We start from the raw sequence: 21,621 nt of genomic DNA on the forward strand, positions 1-21,621 counted from the left end.
GTAAGGTATAAGCGAGCTTTGATAAAAATGCCATACGTAGTAATGATTATTGTGCGAATTTGCTATTGATAAAAATTCTTATTTACCAAGGTGGGTAAGTACCCATGGATAATTGATGGTTTCTTAATTCAGCGGGGTGTTTTAATTTTAAATTAGATAATTTGTATTTTAATTACCATTTAAATTAGCTGCCATTACATAGTTAATTTATTAAAATCAATAGGTTAATTTTTTTTACGTTAAAGGTTTTACTTATTTTATAACTGGTGCTACCGGGTGGAGTAAATAAGATAATTACATTACAAAGTTAACGGTTTTTACGGGTTTTATTGGCATGTCTTTGCGGGCTAATAAAGAGATGTTTTTTGAAAGTGTGAGGCTAATGCTTTTTATTTATTAGTTATGTTACTGATTTATCTATGCGTCATAAGAAAATCTTCATATTCTGGGGTGAGGAGGCGTGGCGGACCACGCCTGGCTGACCTATAGCATGGTGTAGGCTTTTTTCAGCCCGGTGTCTTCTTCGGGATCTGCACCTTGGGGATGGGCGGGCTCTTCTTCAGGCAGCAGTTCTGCCAACGGAGTTTCTGCTAGCGGGTCGGGAGCGGCCTCCGGCGCTGGCATCGTATCTTGAATGGTCTGCTCATCGAACGTCGGGTTTAATGCCGGGGAAAGTGGGGAGCTGGAGAGGCTGTCTGGCATGGCGATATGGGGCACTGGCGCATCTTGTACAAACTGCGACTCATCCTGTTTGACCGTTCTGCTGAAGGCCATAATCAACAGGCCACACAGTGCGAAAAACACGTACAGGATATTCCCACCCAAAGGCTGGATCAGCGCACCGACGGCCAGCGGCCCGATGCTGGCCCCCACGCCAAATGCCATGAGCAGACAGGCAGCCAGGGAGACGCGGCGCTCTGGCTCAATCATGTCGTTGGCCAGCGCTACCGCCAGCGGATATAGGGTGAACTGCAACATGCTGACTATGAAGCCGACGATCAGTAACACCGGGAAATCGATATGGGGCAACAGGGCCAGCGGTAAGGCGGCAATCACCAGCAGTAGTGCATTAACCCGCATCAGCAGCGTGCGGTTGTAACGGTCTGACAGCCAGCTCAGCGGAAACTGCGCCACCAGCCCGGCAAAGATAGCTATGGCCATAAACAGACCGGTTTGCTGAGTGGTCAATGCCTGCTGGCTGGCATATACCGGTGCCAGCCCGTAGAAGGAGCCTACCACCATGCCGATCACCAGCGTGGTGGCCAACACTTTAGGAATGGCATGCACAAAATAGCGCAGCTCCATCGGGGCGGGCGACATATGCCGGGCATTGGTACGGGTTGTCAGGGCGATCGGCACCAGGCAGAGGGAAAAACACAGCGCGATGAGCAGCAGCGTGCTGATGCCAAGGTTGGCTTGTAGCATAAGCACAATCTGCCCCAGCGACATGCCAAGGTAGGAGGCCGCCATATAAAAGCCGAATACCATGCCGCGCTGATTGGATTCGGACTGATCGTTCAGCCAACTCTCCAGCACCATGTACTGGCACATCATACACAGGCCGATAATCAGCCGCAGCACCACCCAAACCGGGATGTATTCCGTCAGGCCGTGGCCCAGCACCGCGGCGGTAATGATCCCGGCGCAGGAGACATAGGCGCGGATATGCCCTACGCGGGCAATCAGAAAGTGGCCGACCTTGCCGCCGATCACCAGGCCGATATAGTTGGCGGCGATAATGGCCCCGATCAGGGCGCCACTGACGTTGATGGAGGTTAACCGCAGGGAAATGTAGGTGGTCAGTAACCCTGAACCCAGCAGCATCAGCAGGGTGGTGGTATACAGCGGAAAGAATACACCTAACGTTTTTTTCACTCGGCCTTCCTGTTTTAGTCGAAGATTGAGGCAAACGGGTTTGCCGCAACAAGCTGGACGTATCCCCGATACTAGCAGTTAGTACAACGGCTTAAAACCGCAGCACTGCGAAGCGCATGGCATTTCGGCCGGTAAAATGCCGTAGAGGCTTGATAAATGCTACCATCAGGCGCATATACCTTGATTGATTCAAAGGAGAGTCCATGAGTGAGAAGCGGTTGCGTGAGCTCAGTATTGCCGTCGGACAAAGGCTAAAGGCCAATGGGCGTTGGATCAGCTGTGCAGAGTCCTGTACGGGCGGTGGTATTGCCAAGGCAATTACCGATATCGCCGGCAGCTCGGCCTATTTCGATCGCGGCTTTGTCACTTATAGCAACGCGGCAAAGCACGAACTGCTAGGGGTGGCGGAAGCGACCTTGCAGGCTCATGGCGCGGTCAGTGAGGAAGTGGTGCGCGAGATGGCGCAGGGCGCGATGCACGCGGCCAAAGCCGATCTTGCGCTCTCGGTCAGCGGCATTGCCGGCCCAGACGGTGGCAGTGTGGAAAAACCGGTGGGTACCGTCTGGTTTGGTTTTGCCGAACGTTCCGGCCGGGTGCTGGCGCGCAAAATGCAATTTACCGGCGATCGCGATGCGGTGCGCCTGCAGGCAACCCTTTTTGCGCTGCAAACGGCGCTTGATGAATTTTTGTAAAATTAGGCTTGATACTGTATGACCATACAGTATAATTAGCAGCAATTTCCTGCACAACATACATTCAGCGGCAATGTGAGTCACACTGACATTGCGCAACGAAGGAGCAAAAATGGCTATTGATGAGAACAAGCAAAAGGCGTTAGCTGCAGCACTGGGCCAGATTGAGAAACAGTTCGGCAAAGGCTCCATCATGCGTCTGGGTGAAGACCGCTCCATGGACGTAGAAACGATCTCCACCGGCTCGCTGTCACTCGATATCGCACTGGGCGCAGGCGGCTTGCCAATGGGCCGTATCGTCGAGATTTATGGCCCGGAATCCTCCGGTAAAACCACCCTGACTCTGCAAGTTATTGCCGCTGCACAGCGCGAAGGTAAAACCTGTGCGTTTATCGATGCCGAGCATGCGCTGGATCCTATCTACGCCAAGAAACTGGGCGTGGATATCGACAACCTGCTGTGTTCTCAGCCGGATACCGGTGAGCAGGCGCTGGAAATCTGTGATGCGTTGACCCGCTCTGGTGCGGTTGACGTCATCATCGTTGACTCCGTAGCGGCATTGACGCCGAAAGCGGAAATCGAAGGCGAAATCGGTGACTCCCATATGGGGCTGGCGGCACGTATGATGAGCCAGGCCATGCGTAAGTTGGCCGGTAACCTGAAGAACGCCAACACCTTGCTGATCTTCATCAACCAAATCCGTATGAAAATTGGCGTGATGTTCGGTAACCCGGAAACCACCACCGGGGGTAACGCCCTGAAGTTCTACGCTTCTGTCCGTCTGGATATCCGCCGTATCGGTGCGATCAAAGAAGGTGATGAAGTGATCGGCAGCGAAACCCGCGTGAAAGTGGTGAAGAACAAAATCGCTGCACCGTTCAAACAGGCAGAGTTCCAGATCCTGTATGGTGAAGGGATCAACAGCCGTGGCGAACTGGTCGATCTGGGCGTGAAACACAAGATGATCGAGAAGGCCGGTGCCTGGTACAGCTACAACGGTGAGAAGATCGGTCAGGGTAAGTCCAATGCCTGTAACTTCCTGAAAGAAAACCCGGCCATTGCTGCGGAACTGGATAAAAAACTGCGCGACCTGTTGCTGCACAGCAATGGTGAGCCAGCTGCTGCCAGTGCCGAGAAGGCCGATGACAACGAAGCAGAAACCAGCGAAGAGTTTTAATCTTTGCCGGTGGGTATACGCCCCTTAGGGCGTATACCGATCACCAAGGCTTGCAGATATGAATGATGTAGGTTCCCAATCTGCTGGTAATCAGCAAAATACGTTGATTAGCCGTGCGATGCGGCTATTGTCCCAACGCGATCATAGTGAAGCCGAACTGCGCCGCAAACTTGCGGCGCCGCCATTTATGGCTAACGCCAGATTCGGTAGCAAATCCCCTACAGAACCCTCCGAAGAACCCCTCGATCCTGCAATCATTGAACAGGTGATTAGCTATTGCTACCAGCATAACTGGCTGGACGATCGGCGTTTCGCCAATAGCTTTATTGCCAGCCGCAGCCGCAAGGGATATGGCGCGCAACGCATTCGCTCAGAACTGATGCAAAAGGGCGTAGATAAAGAAATAGTGCAGGACGCCCTGGCGGAATGCGAAATCGACTGGTGTGAGCAAGCCAGGGAGATCGCGCTGCGCAAATTTGGCGATCCGTTACCGGTAGAATGGAAAGAGAAAGCCAAGGTGTTGCGCTATCTGCTCTATCGCGGCTTCTTCCAGGAGGAAATTCAGTCGATTTATCGTGATTTTGCGCAATGAATGCACACGGCGTTTTACTTCCCCCCGAAGAAAATTTATCTTATCCCCACATTTAGTTCGTGAACCAGAGGATATCGTCAGGATGTCGAGCCTCGTTCACGCATCGTTATTCTAGTCTTTCCGGGAAAATTATGAGCAAGAGCACCGCTGAGATCCGTCAAGCGTTTCTCGATTTCTTTCATAGTAAAGGCCACCAGGTTGTAGCAAGCAGCTCCCTGGTACCTAACAATGATCCGACATTGCTGTTTACCAATGCCGGCATGAACCAATTTAAAGACGTTTTCCTGGGGCTGGACAAGCGCGCCTACTCGCGTGCCACCACTTCACAGCGTTGCGTGCGTGCCGGTGGCAAGCACAACGATCTAGAAAACGTCGGCTATACCGCCCGTCACCATACTTTCTTTGAAATGTTAGGCAACTTCAGCTTCGGTGACTATTTCAAGCACGATGCCATCAGCTACGCGTGGGAACTACTGACCGGTGAAAACTGGTTCAACCTGCCGAAAGAAAAGTTGTGGGTTACTGTCTATGAGACCGATGACGAAGCCTTCGACATCTGGCAGAAGCAGATTGGCGTGCCTGCGGAACGCATCATCCGCATCGGCGATAACAAAGGCGCGGCCTTTGCTTCCGATAACTTCTGGCAGATGGGCGACACCGGCCCATGCGGTCCGTGCACCGAGATCTTCTTCGATCACGGCGACCATATCTGGGGTGGCCCTCCGGGTAGCCCGGAAGAAGATGGCGATCGCTATATCGAGATCTGGAACATCGTGTTCATGCAGTTCAACCGTCAGTCGGATGGCACCATGCTGCCGCTGCCGAAGCCTTCGGTGGATACCGGCATGGGCCTCGAGCGTATCGCTGCGGTGCTGCAACATGTCAATTCCAACTACGAAATCGATCTGTTCACCACCCTGATTGCCGCCGTCGCCAAACTGACCGGCGCAACCGATATGGGTAACAAGTCGTTGCGCGTGATTGCGGACCATATCCGTTCTTGTGCCTTCCTGATCGCCGATGGCGTGATCCCGTCGAATGAAAACCGTGGCTACGTGCTGCGCCGTATCATTCGCCGCGCGATCCGTCATGGCAATATGTTGGGTGCGAAGGATACCTTCTTCTACAAGCTGGTTGCTCCGTTGATCGAAGTGATGGGCCCGGCTGCCGACGAACTGAAGCGTCAGCAGGCACAGGTTGAGCAGGTACTGAAATCAGAAGAAGAACAGTTTGCCCGTACGCTGGAGCGCGGTTTGGCGCTGCTGGATGATGAACTGGCCAAGCTGCAGGGCGATACCCTGGATGGCGAAACGGCATTCCGTTTGTATGATACCTACGGTTTCCCGGTGGATCTGACCGCCGACGTCTGCCGTGAGCGTGGTCTTAAGGTTGATGAACAAGGTTTTGAGCAGGCCATGGAGGCTCAACGCCGCCGTGCGCGTGAGTCCAGCGGTTTTGGCGCGGACTACAACAGCCTGATCCGTGTTGACGGCGCAAGCCAGTTCAATGGTTACGATCGCGAAGAGCAACAGGCGAAAGTGACCGCTTTGTTCCGTGATGGTCAGCCGGTGGATGAGATCCATGCGGGTGAAGAGGCCGTTGTGGTGCTGGACGAAACGCCATTCTATGGCGAATCGGGTGGCCAGGTCGGCGATAAAGGCGTGCTTAAAGCGGCCGGCATCGAGTTCGTGGTGAGCGATGCGCAGAAATATGGCCAGGCTATCGGTCACCTGGGCAAGTTGGCTAGCGGCTCGCTGAAGCTGAATGACCGCGTTGATGCGGTGATCGACAGCGAACGCCGTAACCGTATCCGCCTGAACCACTCCGCCACTCACCTGTTGCATGCGGCATTGCGCCAGATCCTGGGTGAGCACGTCGCGCAAAAAGGCTCGTTGGTTAACGACAAGTACCTGCGTTTTGACTTCTCGCACTCCGAAGCGATGAAGCCAGAACAAATCCGCGCGGTAGAAGATTTGGTTAACCAGCAGATCCGTCGTAACCTGTCGGTGCAGACCGAAGTGATGGCGCTGGATGATGCCAAAGAGAAGGGCGCGATGGCACTGTTTGGCGAGAAGTACGATGACCACGTGCGTGTGCTGACGATGGGCGATTTCTCTACCGAACTGTGTGGCGGTACGCATGCCAACCGTACCGGTGACATCGGCCTGTTCCGCATCCAGAGTGAGTCTGGTACCGCAGCCGGTATCCGTCGTATTGAAGCTGTGACGGGTGAAGGGGCGATAGCGACCTTGCATCAACAGAGTGACTTGTTACAGGATGTTGCTCACCTGGTGAAGGGTGACAGCAATAACCTGAGTGATAAAGTGCGTGCGGTGCTCGATCGCACTCGTGCGCTGGAAAAAGAGCTGCAACAGCTGAAAGATCAGCAAGCTGCGCAGGAAAGTGCTTCGCTGTCGAGTCAAGCCAAGCTGGTCAATGGTGTGAAGCTGCTGGTCAGTCAGCTGGATAACGTTGAGCCGAAGATCATGCGTACCATGGTTGACGATCTTAAAAATCAGCTGGGTTCTGCGATCATCGTGTTGGCCACGGTGGAAGAAGGCAAAGTCAGCCTGATTGCGGGGGTTACCAAAGATCTGACCGACCGGGTTAAGGCCGGCGAGCTGATCGGCAACATCGCACAGCAGGTTGGCGGCAAGGGCGGTGGACGCCCTGATATGGCAATGGCTGGGGGCAGTGATGCCAACGCCTTGCCTGCGGCATTAAACAGCGTAGAGGCCTGGGTGGCCGCGAAACTGTGAATATAAATAAATAGGCGCGTTACTGACGCCGTAAGCCACTGTGGCTTATGGCGTTTTTAGACTGTGCTAACACAATGTAGTGACAATTGCGGGAACAAAGTTTTCCAGGTCGGCTAAACTTATTCTTAATCTGGAGTGACACCAAGTCTGCTTACATTTATTGTGGGTTCTTGACTTACGTTTTCACTGCATATAATGGATAATGGCGGGGAAACTGAGAGACCCGACTCTTTTAATCTTTCAAGGAGCAAAGAATGTTAATTCTGACTCGTCGAGTTGGTGAAACCCTCATGATTGGCGATGAGGTTACGGTCACAGTGCTAGGGGTTAAAGGCAACCAAGTTCGTATTGGTGTGAATGCCCCCAAAGAGGTGTCTGTTCACCGCGAAGAAATCTACCAGCGCATCCAGGCCGAGAAGTCTCAACAGACGACTTACTGATTTCTAAGTAGCGTCTCGTTCTACAACGAGACGCTTCTTGCTTTTCTTGACCCGCTTTCCCCCTTCTTTTCACACTAACTGTTATCTCACCCCATTTTTTTGCCAATAACTTTCTCCTGCGATCAAACTCCTATCCGCGGTAGCACGGCATTTTCTTGTTGATAAAGCACTCTTTTTGCCGCGAAATCACTCATGTTGCCTGTGATTTGTGCAAACGCGCGAGAGTTGGGAAAAATTGTTTGACTTATAAACCCACGAAAGTAATATGTGCGCCACGCAGTGCCGATGAGCTTCTCTAAAGCAAGTTAGGCACGATTCGCAAGAAGCGTACTGGTGAGGTGGCCGAGAGGCTGAAGGCGCTCCCCTGCTAAGGGAGTATGCGGTCAAAAGCTGCATCCGGGGTTCGAATCCCCGCCTCACCGCCATTTGCATCCATAGCTCAGCTGGATAGAGTACTCGGCTACGAACCGAGCGGTCGGAGGTTCGAATCCTCCTGGATGCACCATATTTTGCAGTATGGTGGGGTAGTAACGACATACCATACGGTATCAAAAAAGAATTCCTGTGCATCCATAGCTCAGCTGGATAGAGTACTCGGCTACGAACCGAGCGGTCGGAGGTTCGAATCCTCCTGGATGCACCATTCTTCAAGTGAAGTTTCACGGAACGAAACCCATCGCTAAAAAAATAAAACTGCATCCATAGCTCAGCTGGATAGAGTACTCGGCTACGAACCGAGCGGTCGGAGGTTCGAATCCTCCTGGATGCACCATATTATAATGTACCTATCGCGAACGCTAACTCGTAGATAGATACAATATGGAAGGTAGCACTAGGGAGGATAACGTTGCACTGCAACGGCCCAACAGGTGAAGCGCTTGCGCTGAATAATCCTCCTGGATGCACCATATTATAGAGAAACCCGCTTCGGCGGGTTTTTCGTTTTCTGCTTTCCAGTTTCCGTCTTTGCTTCTTATAAGCTCTCTTCTACACCGCATTTTCCGTCATGCTCTGGCAGCGACAACCTTTCGGCTTTACGCTAAAGTAGCTTTCTTTGCTCAATGGTCATGGAGTCACGATGTACGATCGCTATCAGGGTCTGATCTTCGACATGGACGGTACCATTCTGGACACCGAGCCAACGCACCTCAAGGCATGGCACGAGGTGTTGGCACGTTACGGAATGAAGTTTGATGCGGCCGCCATGACAGGGCTGAACGGCTCACCTACCTGGCGTATTGCTCAGGCGGTGATTGCCGCACATCAGGCCGATCTCGATCCTCATCAACTGGCCGCCGAGAAAACCCGCGCGGTAGAAAGCATGCTATTAGACACGGTGCGTCCGTTACCGCTGATTGAGGTGGTAAAGTCTTATCATGGCCGTCGTCCCATGGCGGTAGGGACGGGCAGTGAGCACCGGATGGCGGAGATGTTGCTGCGTCATTTAGGGCTGTTCGACTGCTTTGATGCCATCGTCGGGGCTGATGATGTTCAACGCCACAAGCCGGAACCGGATACTTTCCTGCGCTGTGCGGAGTTGATCGGCGTTCCTCCGGAGCACTGCGTGGTGTTTGAGGATGCCGATTTCGGCATTCAGGCCGCCAGAAGCGCCAATATGGCCGTGGTGGACGTTCGCACGTTGTGAGTAGTACGCTGGCGGTCATGTCGCTGTTTGGCAGCAGCTTCCTTAGTGCGACGCTGTTGCCTGGCAATTCAGAGATCGTGTTGGTTGCGTTGTTGACCAACAGCAGCGCTTCACCAGGTTTACTGGTGCTGGCTGCAACGTTGGGAAATACCCTGGGTGGGTTGACCAACGTCATTATCGGGCGCCTGTTACCGGCGTTGAAACCACAACGCGGGCTGGAAACGGCTCTTGGTTGGTTACAACGCTTTGGCCCGGCTGCGCTGTTGCTCAGTTGGGTGCCGGTTGTGGGCGATTTATTGTGCGTGTTGGCAGGCTGGCTGCGCATGCCATGGGGCTTTGTCACGCTGTTTCTGTGTATCGGAAAAGCGTTGCGTTACATCATCTTGACGATGATCACGCTGCAGGGTATCGCCTGGTGGCATTAACCAAGTGAATATAACTCAATATTCTCTAGGGAGCGGATTCAGTATGCTTACAGCTATCGTTTTTAGAAGCGGGAGGTCAATTTGATCCCGGACGTATCACAGGCGCTTTCTTGGTTGGAAGCCCACCCTCATGCATTAAAAGGGATCCGGCGCGGTATTGAGCGTGAAACACTGCGGGTAACCGCAGATGGCACGCTTGCCAGCACGGGTCATCCAGAACAACTGGGGGCGGCATTAACGCACCATTGGATCACTACGGACTTTGCCGAGGCGCTGTTAGAATTTATTACACCGGTTGATGATGATCTCGATCACTTGCTGACGTTCCTGCGCGATATCCATCGCCACGTGGCGCGCAATCTGGGTGAGGAGCGCATGTGGCCACTGAGCATGCCGTGCTTTATCAACGCCGAGCAGGATATCGAGCTGGCGCAGTTTGGCACCTCCAACGTTGGCCGGATGAAAACGCTGTACCGGGAAGGGTTGAAGAACCGCTACGGCGCGTTGATGCAAACCATTTCCGGTGTGCACTACAACTTCTCCCTGCCGCTGGAGTTTTGGCAGGCGTGGGCCGGTGTTGAGGATGAAGAGAGTGGTAAAGAGCAGATCTCTGCGGGATATTTCCGCCTGATCCGCAATTACTACCGCTTTGGTTGGGTGATCCCGTATCTGTTCGGGGCATCGCCCGCCATCTGTTCCTCGTTCCTCAAAGGCCGGGAAACCGATTTGCCGTTTGAGCGCAATGAACGGGGCATGTGCTATTTGCCTTATGCCACCTCGCTGCGCCTGAGCGATCTGGGCTATACCAATAAGTCGCAGAGCAATCTGGGCATTACCTTTAACGATCTGCAAACCTATGTGCAAGGTCTGAAACGCGCTATCGCGACGCCTTCGGAAGACTATGCCAAGCTGGGAGTGAAAGAGGGCGATCGCTATCTGCAACTGAACAGCAACGTGTTGCAGATCGAAAACGAACTCTATGCCCCGATCCGACCAAAACGTGTCACCCACAGCGGTGAGACACCATCAGATGCGCTGTTACGCGGCGGTATCGAATATATCGAGGTGCGCTCGCTGGACATCAACCCATTCTCGCCAATCGGTGTGGATGCGGTGCAGGCGCGTTTCCTGGATCTGTTCCTGGTGTGGTGCGTATTGGCGGATGCGCCAGAAATGAGCAGCGATGAGTTGCTGTGCACGCGTAAAAACTGGAACCGGGTGATCCTGGAAGGGCGTAAGCCAGGCCAGACCATTGGCATCGGCTGTAACGATACCCGTGAACCGTTGGATAAGGTTGGTAAGGCGCTGTTTGACGATCTGAAGCGCGTGGCTGAGGTGTTGGATAGCGAAGCGGTCGATCGGCAATATCAGCAGGTGTGTGAACAACTGGTGGCGGCGTTTGACGATCCGGAGCTGACCTTCTCGGCCCGTATCCTCAAGAAAATGAAAGCGCAGGGCACCGGTAACGTTGGCCTGGAACTGGCGGAAAAATATCGCAAAATGCTGATAGAGGAACCGTTGGAGCTGCTGACCGAAGAGCAACTCGCTCAGGAGCAGCAAGCCTCATGGCAGCGCCAGCGCGACATAGAAGCCAGTGATACGCTAAGCTTTGAACAGTTCCTGAAGGAAAACGGCGGGGGCTGAAAAAGAAAAAGGCCACATCACTGTGGCCAAATACACATCTCTGAAAACAGTGATGATGATAACAAATGCGCGTCTTTCATAGATTAAGACCCGCAGGGTTGTAAAAGGTTTCATCGGTACGAAAAAAGTTTCGAAATAATTTCATTTTACCAAGAGGTGATGACATGCCACTGCTGGATAGCTTTACCGTAGATCATACTCGCATGGCGGCTCCGGCTGTCCGCGTTGCTAAAACCATGCAAACTCCTCATGGAGATACCATCACCGTATTCGATCTGCGCTTCTGTCGCCCGAATCTGGAAGTGATGCCAGAGCGAGGGATCCATACCTTGGAACATCTGTTCGCTGGCTTCATGCGCGACCATCTGAACGGTAACGGCGTGGAGATCATCGATATTTCGCCAATGGGCTGCCGTACCGGCTTTTATATGAGCCTGATTGGCGTACCGGAAGAGCAGCGCGTGGCCGATGCCTGGCAAGCCGCTATGGCCGATGTGCTGAAGGTGACTGACCAGCGCAAGATCCCTGAACTCAATGAGTTCCAATGCGGTACCTACCATATGCACTCGCTGGAAGAGGCGCAGGAAATTGCCAAGCATATTCTTGAGCACGGTGTGGTAGTGAACCATAACGAAGAGCTGGCGCTGCCGAAAGATAAGCTGCAAGAGCTGCACATCTAGGCCCTCACCCCAACCCTCTCCCACAGGGAGAGGGAGCTGATAGTCCCTGCTCTTTTGGAAGTAAAGAGGTGATCAAGCAACGTCTCTTTAACCAGGATGAGTAAGGTCAGTCAGCCGGTGTTCATGAACAATCACAACTCTTTCAACCTAACCGCTCGCCCCTTCAACCTTCGGTGCTTATGGAGAATCACCCTACTTTCAGCCTAACTCGATCGGTTCCCTCTCCCTGTGGGAGAGGGTTAGGGTGAGGGGACTAGTGGTTCTGTACGCTGGCCTGTAAGGATTTAATCGGTGTGACGCGCACCTGCTTGATCATATTATCCTGCACGTCAAGGATATCGATATCATAGTGGCTGATACGCAGCCTGGTCCCGATGCTGGGGATCTCCTCCAGCTCTTCAAGCAGCATGCCGTTGATGGTTCTGGCCTCGGTGGCTGGCAGCGTCCAGTTGAAGGCCTTGTTCAGCTCACGCACGTTGGCACTGCCGTCGATCAATACCGAGCCATCGCTCTGTGGATTCACTTCCTCCGCCAGCGTAGGTGACATTGAGGTGGTGAAGTCGCCGACGATTTCTTCGAGAATATCCTCAACCGTCACCAGCCCCTGGATATCACCATACTCATCGACCACGATGCCGACCTTCTCTTTGTTGCGCTGGAATTTCACCAGTTGCACATTGAGTGGTGTGCCCTCTGGCACGTAGTAGATCTCATCGGCTGCCCGTAGCAGGTTCTCTTTGTTGAACTCTTTTTTCTCGGTCATCAGCCGGTAGGCTTCGCGTACGCGCAGCATGCTTATGGAGTCGTCCAATGAATCCCGATACAACACGATGCGGCCGTGTGGAGAGTGTGTCAGCTGGCGCATGATCGATTTCCAGTCGTCGTTGATATCAATCCCGACGATCTCATTGCGCGGCACCATGATGTCTTCTACCGTCACCTTCTCCAGATCCAGCACAGAAATCAGCATGTCCTGATTACGGCGCGAAATCTTCGACTGGGACTCGTTCACAATGGTGCGTAACTCCTCTTTACTCAATGCGCCGCTGATGCGTACGTTGGTGCGGATGCCGAAAATCCGCAGCACCAGGGTGGTAATGCCATTGAGCAACCATACCAGTGGGAGCATGACTTTTTGCAGCGGGGCCAGCAGGAAGCTGCTAGGGAAGGCAATTCGTTCAGGATAGAGAGCGGCAAAGGTTTTGGGTAACACTTCGGCGAACAACAGTACGACAAAGGTCAGCACCCCGGTGGCGATTGCCACGCCAATATCGCCGTACAGGCGCATCCCGACAATGGTTCCCAGCGCAGAGGCCAGGATATTGACCAGGTTGTTGCCAATCAGCACCAGGCCAATCAGGCGGTCAGGCTTTTGCAGCAGCTTCTCTACCCGGCGTGCGGCACGGTTGCCTTGCTTAGACAGGTGGCGCAGACGATAGCGGTTGAGCGTCATCATGCCGGTTTCGGATGCTGAAAAATAAGCGGAGACCACGACCATAATCACCAAAATGAAAATGAGGGTCTCTGTCGAAACGTGCTCCAACGCGGTATTCCTTATGTTGGGGGAGAAGAGTGCCTCAGCAGGGCGATGGAGCGCCAGGCCAGACTTAGCGCACCATCATCAGTTCCTGGAGCAGGCGGCTCCCGAAGTAGGCCATGGTAAGCAGAAAAGAGCCGGCAAAGCTGAACCAGACCACGCGGCGGCCACGCCAGCCCTCGTGATAATGGCCCCACAGCAGCACGATATAAACAAACCACGCCATGATGGACAGCACGGCCTTGTGCACGTTCTCTTTGCTAAACAGGTTGTCCATATACAGTAGGCCGGTACACAGCGTCAGCGTCAGCAGCACCACACCGATTTGGGTGATATGAAACATCTTACGCTCAATACTCATCAGCGGCGGCATATCGGCACTGAAACTGAGTTTTTTATGTTTCAGCAGGTAATCAAGCCAGGCGAGTTGCAGGGCGTACAGCGTGGCGATAATCAGGGTGGAGTAGGAGAACAGCGCCAGGCCGATATGTACCATCAGCTCCGGGCTGGCTTCCAGATGGGTGATAAACTCCCCAGGCAGAAAGCTGGCAAACGCGAGGTTGATCATGGCAAAGCTGTAGACGATCGGCAGCAGGAACCAGCCGCGATCGCGGGAGGCGACGTAGGTCATCACCGAACAGATAATCAGGCCAACGATGGAACCGATGTTTAGCAGGCTGAGATTTTGCCCGGCGCTGACGTCAAAAATGCGCTGCTGGAGGGCAATGGCATGGCAAACCAGCGCCACTACGGCCGAGACCAGCGCCAGCCGACGGTATGCGCTATTCTTCCGCAACAAACTGGGAATGATCAGTCCAAGGCTGAGCAGGTAGGCCATCAAAGCCACAAGAGAGAATACTGGCATAGCGTTATTTAGCATCGGCATGGTTAATTGGAATGCCAGTATAACGTTGAGCGGCCCCTACTCCAACCAATCTCCAACGCTGAGGCAGAGATCGTTGTAGCAACGTGTTATAATCGCCGCAATTGTGTCGCCACTGCGGCCTGACTCTTACGTTGAGCATGAGACGATGTTTGAAAATTTAACCGATCGATTGTCGCGCACCCTGCGCAATATAAGCGGCCGCGGGCGGCTGACCGAAGAGAACATTAAAGAAACCCTGCGTGAAGTGCGTATGGCATTGCTGGAAGCGGACGTTGCGCTGCCGGTCGTGCGTGACTTCATCAACCGTGTAAAAGAGAGCGCGGTTGGGCATGAAGTTAACAAAAGCCTGACGCCGGGCCAGGAATTCGTCAAAATCGTCAAGAGCGAGCTGATTGCCGCGATGGGCGAAGTGAACACCGAGCTGAACCTGGCGGCGCAGCCACCAGCGGTGGTGCTGATGGCCGGCCTGCAAGGTGCGGGTAAAACCACCAGCGTGGCCAAGCTCGGCAAATTCCTCAAAGAAAAGCAGAAGAAAAAAGTCTTGGTGGTTTCTGCCGACGTGTATCGCCCTGCGGCGATCCGGCAGTTGGAAACCCTGGCGGAAGGCGTCGGCATCGACTTCTTCCCGTCAGACGTTAAAGAAAAACCGATCGACATCGTTAACCGTGCGCTGCAACAGGCCAAGCTGAAGTTCTACGACGTACTCATCGTCGATACCGCGGGCCGCTTGCACGTAGATGAAGCGATGATGGACGAAATCAAACAGGTACATGCGGCGATCAAGCCGGTGGAAACCCTGTTTGTAGTCGATGCCATGACTGGTCAGGATGCGGCCAACACCGCCAAGGCCTTTAACGAAGCGCTGCCGTTGACCGGCGTCGTTCTGACCAAGGTCGATGGTGATGCGCGCGGCGGTGCGGCGTTGTCTATTCGCCACATTACTGGCAAGCCGATCAAATTCCTCGGCGTGGGCGAGAAAACCGACGCGCTGGAGCCATTCCATCCGGATCGCGTGGCCTCACGTATTCTCGGCATGGGCGACGTGCTGTCGCTGATCGAAGATATCGAAAGCAAGGTTGACCGCGCACAGGCGGAAAAACTGGCTAGCAAGCTGAAGAAGGGCGACGGTTTCGACCTGACCGACTTCCTCGACCAGCTTAAGCAGATGCGTAATATGGGCGGTATGGCCAGCATGCTGAGCAAACTGCCGGGCGCGGGCCAACTGCCAGACAACGTCAAATCGCAGATGGATGACAAAGTGCTGGTACGCATGGAGGCGATCATTAACTCAATGACGCTGAAAGAGCGTGCCAAGCCGGAAATTATCAAGGGTTCACGCAAACGTCGTATTGCGATGGGGTCAGGCATGCAGGTGCAGGATGTTAATCGGTTGTTAAAACAATTCGACGATATGCAGCGCATGATGAAAAAGATGAAAAAAGGCGGAATGGCGAAGATGATGCGTGGCATGAAAGGTATGATGCCGCCGGGCTTCCCAGGCCGTTAAAACCACGCCGCAGCAAGGCTGTGGCGGGTTTGCCGATTTACCGATCACGGTAAAACCTGTCCGAGAGCGTGATGGTGCAAAAACGAATTACCGGCAATCTACGCTTTAGATTGCTTTTTGCGCCAAAATGAGTAAAATTTTCGGGCTTTTTATATTGCAACCGGGCCCCGTCCCTCAATGGGGCCCGGCTGTTTTATTAACTAAAGAGGATGTTATGGTAACAATTCGTTTGGCACGTGGCGGCGCTAAAAAGCGTCCGTTCTATCAAGTAGTAGTGACCGACAGCCGCAATGCTCGTGATGGTCGTTTCATCGAGCGTGTAGGTTTCTTCAACCCAATCGCATCTGGTCAGGCTGAAGCACTGCGTCTGGACCTGGATCGCATTGAGCACTGGGTTGGTCTGGGTGCTACCGTTTCTGATCGCGTTCACGCGCTGATCAAAGACGCTAAGAAAGCAGCTTAATCTGTCGCGGTGGTGGCAATGAGCAAGCAACTCAAACCGGTAGCACCTAAGCAGCCGATTGTACTCGGTAAGATGGGGTCTACTTACGGCATCCGTGGTTGGCTCAGAGTGTTTTCATCCACCGAGAACGCCGAAAGCATATTTGACTATCAGCCCTGGTTAATCCAGCGCTCTGGTCAGTGGCAGTTTGTCGAGTTGGAAGACTGGAAACGCCACAGTCAGGATCTGATCATCAAGGTCAAAGGCATTGACGATCGGGATGCCGCGAATTTACTGACCAATTGCGAAATTGTCGTAGATTCCGAGCAGTTGCCTCCGTTGGAAGGCGATGATTACTACTGGAAAGACCTTATGGGCTGCCAGGTAGTCACCACTTCCGGATACGAACTGGGTAAAGTCATCGATATGATGGAAACCGGTTCTAACGACGTTATGGTCGTGCGGGCAAACCTGAAAGATGCATTCGGTATGAAGGAGCGGTTGGTCCCGTTTCTTCATGGGCAGGTTATCAAGAAAGTCGATCTCGCCGCCAAGATTATCGAGGCTGAGTGGGATCCTGGTTTTTGACCTCCGGATTTCATGGTCGAAGCAAGTGGAATAACAAAATGGGGATTGGCTGGTGTTCATTGGTATCGTAAGCCTGTTTCCTGAGATGTTTCGCGCAATCACCGATTACGGGGTAACTAGCCGGGCAGTAAAAAATGGCCTGCTGAGCGTGCAGTGTTGGAGTCCGCGTGACTTCACCTACGACCGGCATCGTACCGTGGACGATCGCCCTTACGGCGGCGGCCCGGGAATGCTGATGATGGTGCAACCCTTGCGGGAAGCTATTCATGCAGCAAAAGCAGCGGCAGGCGAGGGAGCAAAGGTGATTTATCTGTCACCTCAGGGGCGCAAGCTGGATCAAACCGGTGTGCGCGAACTGGCGGCTAACCAGAAGATGATCCTGGTGTGTGGCCGCTACGAAGGGATAGACGAGCGCGTGATCCAAACCGAAATTGACGAAGAATGGTCAATCGGCGATTACGTTCTCAGTGGCGGTGAACTACCGGCAATGACCCTGATCGATTCGGTCGCCCGCTTTATACCGGGTGTTCTGGGCCATCAGGCTTCGGCAGAAGAAGATTCTTTCGCTGAGGGATTGCTGGACTGTCCGCACTATACCCGCCCGGAGGTGTTAGAAGGGATGGAGGTTCCGCCAGTTCTGCTGTCGGGCAACCATGCCGAGATACGTCGCTGGCGCTTAAAGCAGTCGCTGGGCCGTACCTGGCTTAGAAGACCTGAACTTCTAGAAAGCCTAGCTCTGACTGACGAGCAAGAGGTGTTGCTGGCCGAGTTCCAACGGGAACATCGAGCTAAGTAACAGGACTATGAAGGGAACGTCTGAGCGTTGTCTCGACGAGACCGATATATCAGTTTACCTAGGGTAAGAGACATATTATGAGCAACATTATTAAGCAAATTGAACAAGAGCAGATGAAGCAAGACGTACCTGCATTCCGTCCGGGTGATTCCGTGGAAGTGAAGGTATGGGTCGTTGAAGGTAGCAAAAAACGTCTGCAGGCATTCGAGGGCGTGGTTATCGCTATTCGTAACCGCGGTCTGCACTCTGCATTCACTGTTCGTAAGATTTCCAACGGCGAAGGTGTTGAGCGTGTATTCCAGACTCACTCTCCAGTAATCGACAGCATTACTGTTAAACGTCGTGGTGCCGTTCGTCAAGCCAAACTGTACTACCTGCGTGAACGTACTGGTAAGTCTGCTCGTATCAAAGAGCGTCTGAACCGCGTTAACTAACGCTGCATCCAAAAGTTAATAGTTATAAGGGGATTACCGTCATGGTAATCCCCTTTTTTTATGGTGCGCCGGAATGGCGTTGCGGTTTGACGATGATGACCACACTCGTTAATTCGTCTGTCGTATTTATCCAATACGCGGGAAGGCGGATTTGTAAAACTACCGCCACTGATCACTGAATGGAGCGCCTGCGATGCAATTTGCCTATACGATTTTATATGTTGATAACGTGCAACAAACGATGGATTTCTATCATCGAGCCTTTGGCTTTGAGATCCATTGTTTGCATGAACGCGGGGACTGGGGAGAGTTGGCTACCGGTGCCACGCGACTGTCATTTTGCTCAAGAGAGTTGCTGGCTGGGCAGGGTAAAAAGAGCGCTAAAAGTGATTATCACCATCCGGTGTTTGAAATTGCCTTCACTACCGACGATGTGCCGAAAGCGCTGAAAACCGCGTTGGATGCCGGTGCGGTACTGGTTGAAGATATTCAGCACATGCCCTGGGGGCAAACGATATGCTACGTGGCAGATCCAGAGCATAACCTCGTCGAGATCTGTTCCGTAATGGCCTAATCGTAGCCTTCGCCAAACGCCTGTTGCCAATGGGGATTAATACAGAATGCGGCAGGCGTGATCCCTAACCAGTGCTGGAACTCCCTATTCATGTGCGACTGGTCACAATAACCACCGTTTAGTGCGATTTCTGTTAGGGACACACGATCGCAGGCAGTTAGCATTGATGCAGTTCTTCTCATCCGTAATAGACGAAGCCAGAATAACGGGCTCTTGCCGGTTTTATTCTTCACCAGTCGTTCCAGAGTACGAACGCTAATCCCCAACTCCAGGCTTGCCTGAGTCAGAGAGTTGGCAAGCCGTAACGACTGCAATGTTTCGGCAAGCTGCGTATCCACACGAACGGTATCGTGAATGATAGACACTAATGTTGGATGCTCCGGTGTTAATCGGGATGCGTTGAGGTAATGAAATAATTTGCCTTCATCGATAACACAATCTGGCCGAAACCGGAAACCATCATATTGGTCACCTGCGGCGCTTTCCACGCTATAGGCACAGGTGTCGATCTCAGTGATCTTCATCTCCTGCTGCCCATTCCCGTCAGTCAGAAAAATTAAATCCCGACAGCCATCAGGAACAACAATTTGCCGTGTCGTTTTTGGCGCATGAAAACTCCAGTGTTCCAAGACCAGCTGTTGCATTTGATCTCCCTATCATCTCAAGGACCCGGTTTTCCAAAGCTTACCATCTATTCCCTCTGGTTGGATTATCGTTATTCTGGTGAAACCAAGGGATTACCAGATGGTAACCCCTTTTTTCATTACATCGCAGCGGCGCGTTGTTTGCTTTCTTGCGGGTGCGGCTGCGCAGGAATGATGTCGCCGGGTGAAACGATGACCCGGGCCACGGATTCATGGGTGGCAAAGGTACAACTGCAGTTAATGTTACGGCATTGATGATAGCGTTCTTTGGTCGACTCGCTCAGATAGCGGCTGGAGCGAGTGTGTGCCACGCTACCGCACAGTGGACAATGCATCATAGAGACCCCCTCTTGATAAAACGGTGAAAAACTATTCGTCAGCAGTGCTCGAAAAGTTACTGAGCGAGCTGTTCTTTCCCTGGGAAACTGGTGGTGTTCGGCGTGCTGAGACCTTTTAGGCACAGCTCACGTTCGGCGGCCCGGCGGCGTTCCAGCCCGCGGTTTTTGACGCCATTGACATAAATCCAGCGCGGTAACTGATCGCAAGCCTGCTGCCATTGGCCATGGTTAAGGAAATAAACCAGGGTAGAGCGACATGCGGCTCCCGTACCAACGTTAAAGGCAAACGCCATGACGGCATCATAAGTGGCCTGGGGCATCTGCTGTGGCAGACAGGCTGCCATGCGGCTCTCTACCCGACGGATATCTTCCAGCAGGTTTTCCGCCGCTTGCACTGGGGTTATGGACTTACCTGGAATAACGCCGGCCGTATGGCCGACACCTTGCGTCCAAACCCCTGCTGCGCATTGATACGGGGTTAACTGGCACCCCTCAAAATCGGCAATCAGGTATAGCCCTTGTTCGGAGGTTTTAATGTGATTGGCCTGCGGCAGCAGCATGGCGATCGCCAGAATGGCCAGGGCGCTGCAACGCTTAACGATTGAGTTCATCAAAAAGTCTCCGTGCTGCCGCATCGCGTTCGATGCTTTTGAGGATCTCCAGACTCTTGCGTCTGTAGTACCAATTAACCAGGAAGGTGCCGATTCCTACGGCCGCGCCGATCAGAAAGGCCACATCCTGCGGTGAGAGCTTGCCAAGCCAGGCGAGAAATAGCGCCGCGGAGTAGGTAATGAATGAGGTTAATCTCTCCATCCCATTAACCCCACATCTGCTGTCGCAGCGGGTTTTTTTGTAGGATAACGCGACTGTCGGCCACGATAAGCGGGTCGATATTGGCCTCATTTGCCGGGTTTATCATGGTTTTTACCTTAGCAATAATTACTGTATATGCATACAGTATTAATCAAAATGCTAAAGTCGTCAAGCGGGGATAGGACTATTTTTAGCAAAATGGTCAACATGGGAATGGGAATAAAAAAAGCCCATTAATTATGGGCTTAGAGGAGGACTGCGCGGAGCGGTAAGACGAGATTACAAACCGTACACCAGCGTTACTGACGTCGTGGTATCGGTATTTTTCGGTGCCGAGGCAGGTGGCTTGGTGTTGTAGACCACCGTGTAGGCCAGCCGTAGGGCAAAGTCGTTATTGATGGCGACGTTTAACGCGGTTTCGGAGTTAACGGTGGTTTCGTCGTTCGCCAAAGCGGATAGACCTTCGGATAGGCGGGCCGTGTCTGTCAGCCTGTAGGAATAGTTGGCTGCGCCATAGGCCAGGGCGCGGGTGGTGCGGCCACCGCCGTGGTATTCATCATGGCGAACGCCTGGCCCGAATTCGACACGCAGATCTTGGCGTGGGTCGCTAAAGATCTGGCGCCCGTAACCCCCGGTTAGCGTGGAGCGTGAATCGTACCCGTTGTAACGGTCGTTCAACCAGCCAACCTGGCCAAACATATAATTACGAGCCGACAGATTATAACGGGTACGGCCACCGGCCTGGTATTTCTCCGAGGAGCGTACGTTGGAGGAGGTGGTGTTGTTCGCCGAGCCCCACAGGCTGTAAGCCGTATCGCTGTTAAACCAGGTCATGGTGGTGTTGGCCAACAGGGTCGAGTTCTGTGTGTTGCCTGACTGGGCGTTATAGCCAGCCTGGACGTTACCATCAAACGGCTTTTTGGCGGTGGCCGGATCGTCCATCGCGGTGAAGAGGGTATTGTCGGCGAACACGGAAACACTGGTGAAGGCGGTCAAGCAGCTAAAAAACAGCGGAATGGCGCGACGAGCGCGTAAAGAGAGCATTTTGGATCCAGTAGTTAAGTGTGATTATAAGTGATAGCGGTCACATTATATCGATTCGCCGAGGGGACAAAAATAGGCCTGGTTAGCTT

General features: G+C 53.1%; 23 protein-coding genes and 4 tRNA genes. 19 read left to right on the forward strand and 8 right to left on the reverse strand.

What is annotated here, in order from left to right:
- Nucleotides 1-483 precede the first annotated feature (483 nt).
- Nucleotides 484-1,875 (reverse strand): MFS transporter, encoded by a 1,392-nt coding sequence (locus ACMV5H_RS17985; protein WP_209524145.1) that lies wholly within the window; start codon nt 1,873-1,875, stop codon nt 484-486.
- 203 nt (nt 1,876-2,078) lie between these two features.
- Here ACMV5H_RS17985 and pncC point away from each other — a divergent pair, with 203 nt between their 5' ends.
- From pncC to luxS, 13 genes are all read left to right on the forward strand, one after another.
- Entirely contained in the window at nt 2,079-2,567 is a 489-nt protein-coding gene (gene pncC, locus ACMV5H_RS17990; protein WP_059199884.1) for a nicotinamide-nucleotide amidase, read from the forward strand.
- 112 nt (nt 2,568-2,679) lie between these two features.
- Nucleotides 2,680-3,744, forward strand: a complete 1,065-nt coding sequence (gene recA, locus ACMV5H_RS17995) for a recombinase RecA (protein ID WP_065686951.1) — start codon at nt 2,680-2,682, stop codon at nt 3,742-3,744.
- A gap of 58 nt (nt 3,745-3,802) precedes the next feature.
- On the forward strand, nt 3,803-4,336 hold the full coding sequence (gene recX / locus ACMV5H_RS18000; RefSeq protein ID WP_414822246.1) for a recombination regulator RecX: 534 nt from the start codon (nt 3,803-3,805) through the stop codon (nt 4,334-4,336).
- A 131-nt stretch (nt 4,337-4,467) separates the two neighbouring features.
- Nucleotides 4,468-7,095 carry an alanine--tRNA ligase gene (gene alaS, locus ACMV5H_RS18005; RefSeq protein WP_071682370.1) on the forward strand — a complete coding sequence of 876 codons (2,628 nt, stop codon included), beginning with the start codon at nt 4,468-4,470 and terminating at the stop codon, nt 7,093-7,095.
- 254 nt (nt 7,096-7,349) lie between these two features.
- Nucleotides 7,350-7,535: a carbon storage regulator CsrA gene (gene csrA / locus ACMV5H_RS18010; RefSeq protein WP_004091602.1), complete on the forward strand. Its 186-nt coding sequence runs from the start codon at nt 7,350-7,352 to the stop codon at nt 7,533-7,535.
- Nucleotides 7,536-7,867: 332 nt separating this feature from the next.
- A tRNA-Ser gene (locus ACMV5H_RS18015) sits at nt 7,868-7,960 on the forward strand.
- 3 nt (nt 7,961-7,963) lie between these two features.
- Nucleotides 7,964-8,040 (forward strand) — tRNA-Arg (locus ACMV5H_RS18020).
- 61 nt (nt 8,041-8,101) lie between these two features.
- Nucleotides 8,102-8,178, forward strand: a tRNA-Arg gene (locus tag ACMV5H_RS18025).
- A gap of 52 nt (nt 8,179-8,230) precedes the next feature.
- Nucleotides 8,231-8,307, forward strand: a tRNA-Arg gene (locus tag ACMV5H_RS18030).
- 306 nt (nt 8,308-8,613) lie between these two features.
- On the forward strand, nt 8,614-9,180 hold the full coding sequence (yqaB, locus tag ACMV5H_RS18035; RefSeq protein ID WP_024485178.1) for a fructose-1-phosphate/6-phosphogluconate phosphatase: 567 nt from the start codon (nt 8,614-8,616) through the stop codon (nt 9,178-9,180).
- Nucleotides 9,177-9,605 carry a YqaA family protein gene (locus tag ACMV5H_RS18040; RefSeq protein WP_039996317.1) on the forward strand — a complete coding sequence of 143 codons (429 nt, stop codon included), beginning with the start codon at nt 9,177-9,179 and terminating at the stop codon, nt 9,603-9,605. The genes yqaB and ACMV5H_RS18040 overlap by 4 nt, the downstream gene beginning before the upstream one ends.
- Nucleotides 9,606-9,686: 81 nt before the next feature.
- Entirely contained in the window at nt 9,687-11,249 is a 1,563-nt protein-coding gene (gshA, locus tag ACMV5H_RS18045) for a glutamate--cysteine ligase (RefSeq protein ID WP_414822247.1), read from the forward strand.
- A gap of 164 nt (nt 11,250-11,413) precedes the next feature.
- Nucleotides 11,414-11,929: an S-ribosylhomocysteine lyase gene (luxS, locus tag ACMV5H_RS18050; protein WP_021182180.1), complete on the forward strand. Its 516-nt coding sequence runs from the start codon at nt 11,414-11,416 to the stop codon at nt 11,927-11,929.
- A gap of 253 nt (nt 11,930-12,182) precedes the next feature.
- On the opposite strand, the gene ACMV5H_RS18055 is transcribed toward luxS, so the two are convergent.
- The gene (locus ACMV5H_RS18055; protein ID WP_021808138.1) at nt 12,183-13,472 is read right to left on the reverse strand and encodes an HlyC/CorC family transporter; all 1,290 of its coding nucleotides are present in this window, start codon (nt 13,470-13,472) and stop codon (nt 12,183-12,185) included.
- 64 nt (nt 13,473-13,536) lie between these two features.
- Complete coding sequence (locus tag ACMV5H_RS18060; RefSeq protein WP_024530732.1) at nt 13,537-14,331, reverse strand: inner membrane protein YpjD; 795 nt, start codon at nt 14,329-14,331, stop codon at nt 13,537-13,539.
- A 166-nt stretch (nt 14,332-14,497) separates the two neighbouring features.
- Here ACMV5H_RS18060 and ffh point away from each other — a divergent pair, with 166 nt between their 5' ends.
- From ffh to ACMV5H_RS18090, 6 genes are all read left to right on the forward strand, one after another.
- On the forward strand, nt 14,498-15,859 hold the full coding sequence (ffh, locus tag ACMV5H_RS18065; RefSeq protein ID WP_021182183.1) for a signal recognition particle protein: 1,362 nt from the start codon (nt 14,498-14,500) through the stop codon (nt 15,857-15,859).
- 214 nt (nt 15,860-16,073) lie between these two features.
- Entirely contained in the window at nt 16,074-16,322 is a 249-nt protein-coding gene (rpsP, locus tag ACMV5H_RS18070; RefSeq protein ID WP_004932501.1) for a 30S ribosomal protein S16, read from the forward strand.
- 18 nt (nt 16,323-16,340) lie between these two features.
- A complete protein-coding gene (gene rimM, locus ACMV5H_RS18075) occupies nt 16,341-16,889 on the forward strand; it encodes a ribosome maturation factor RimM (RefSeq protein ID WP_021182184.1) in 549 nt (182 codons plus the stop codon).
- Nucleotides 16,890-16,941: 52 nt separating this feature from the next.
- Nucleotides 16,942-17,685: a tRNA (guanosine(37)-N1)-methyltransferase TrmD gene (gene trmD / locus ACMV5H_RS18080; protein WP_021182185.1), complete on the forward strand. Its 744-nt coding sequence runs from the start codon at nt 16,942-16,944 to the stop codon at nt 17,683-17,685.
- Nucleotides 17,686-17,762: 77 nt separating this feature from the next.
- Nucleotides 17,763-18,119, forward strand: coding sequence for a 50S ribosomal protein L19 (rplS, locus tag ACMV5H_RS18085; protein WP_004712521.1), 357 nt, complete (start codon nt 17,763-17,765; stop codon nt 18,117-18,119).
- 193 nt (nt 18,120-18,312) lie between these two features.
- A complete protein-coding gene (locus tag ACMV5H_RS18090; RefSeq protein WP_414822248.1) occupies nt 18,313-18,693 on the forward strand; it encodes a VOC family protein in 381 nt (126 codons plus the stop codon).
- Here ACMV5H_RS18090 and ACMV5H_RS18095 read toward each other — a convergent pair.
- The 5 genes from ACMV5H_RS18095 to ACMV5H_RS18115 form a co-directional block, all read right to left on the reverse strand.
- Nucleotides 18,690-19,337 (reverse strand): helix-turn-helix domain-containing protein, encoded by a 648-nt coding sequence (locus tag ACMV5H_RS18095; RefSeq protein WP_051363788.1) that lies wholly within the window; start codon nt 19,335-19,337, stop codon nt 18,690-18,692. The genes ACMV5H_RS18090 and ACMV5H_RS18095 overlap by 4 nt on opposite strands.
- Nucleotides 19,338-19,456: 119 nt before the next feature.
- On the reverse strand, nt 19,457-19,675 hold the full coding sequence (locus ACMV5H_RS18100; protein WP_021182189.1) for a DNA-binding transcriptional regulator: 219 nt from the start codon (nt 19,673-19,675) through the stop codon (nt 19,457-19,459).
- Between the two features lie 56 nt (nt 19,676-19,731).
- Nucleotides 19,732-20,286, reverse strand: a complete 555-nt coding sequence (locus ACMV5H_RS18105; protein ID WP_115160223.1) for a lysozyme — start codon at nt 20,284-20,286, stop codon at nt 19,732-19,734.
- Nucleotides 20,270-20,488, reverse strand: coding sequence for an HP1 family phage holin (locus tag ACMV5H_RS18110; RefSeq protein WP_021808134.1), 219 nt, complete (start codon nt 20,486-20,488; stop codon nt 20,270-20,272). Before ACMV5H_RS18110 ends, ACMV5H_RS18105 begins: the two co-directional genes overlap by 17 nt.
- 279 nt (nt 20,489-20,767) lie before the next feature.
- A complete protein-coding gene (locus ACMV5H_RS18115; RefSeq protein ID WP_021808133.1) occupies nt 20,768-21,532 on the reverse strand; it encodes a YdiY family protein in 765 nt (254 codons plus the stop codon).
- Between the last annotated feature and the right edge of the window lie 89 nt (nt 21,533-21,621).

This window comes from Serratia sp. N21D137 (assembly GCF_047530005.1).
GTDB classification, from domain to species: Bacteria; Pseudomonadota; Gammaproteobacteria; order Enterobacterales; family Enterobacteriaceae; genus Chania; species Chania fonticola_B.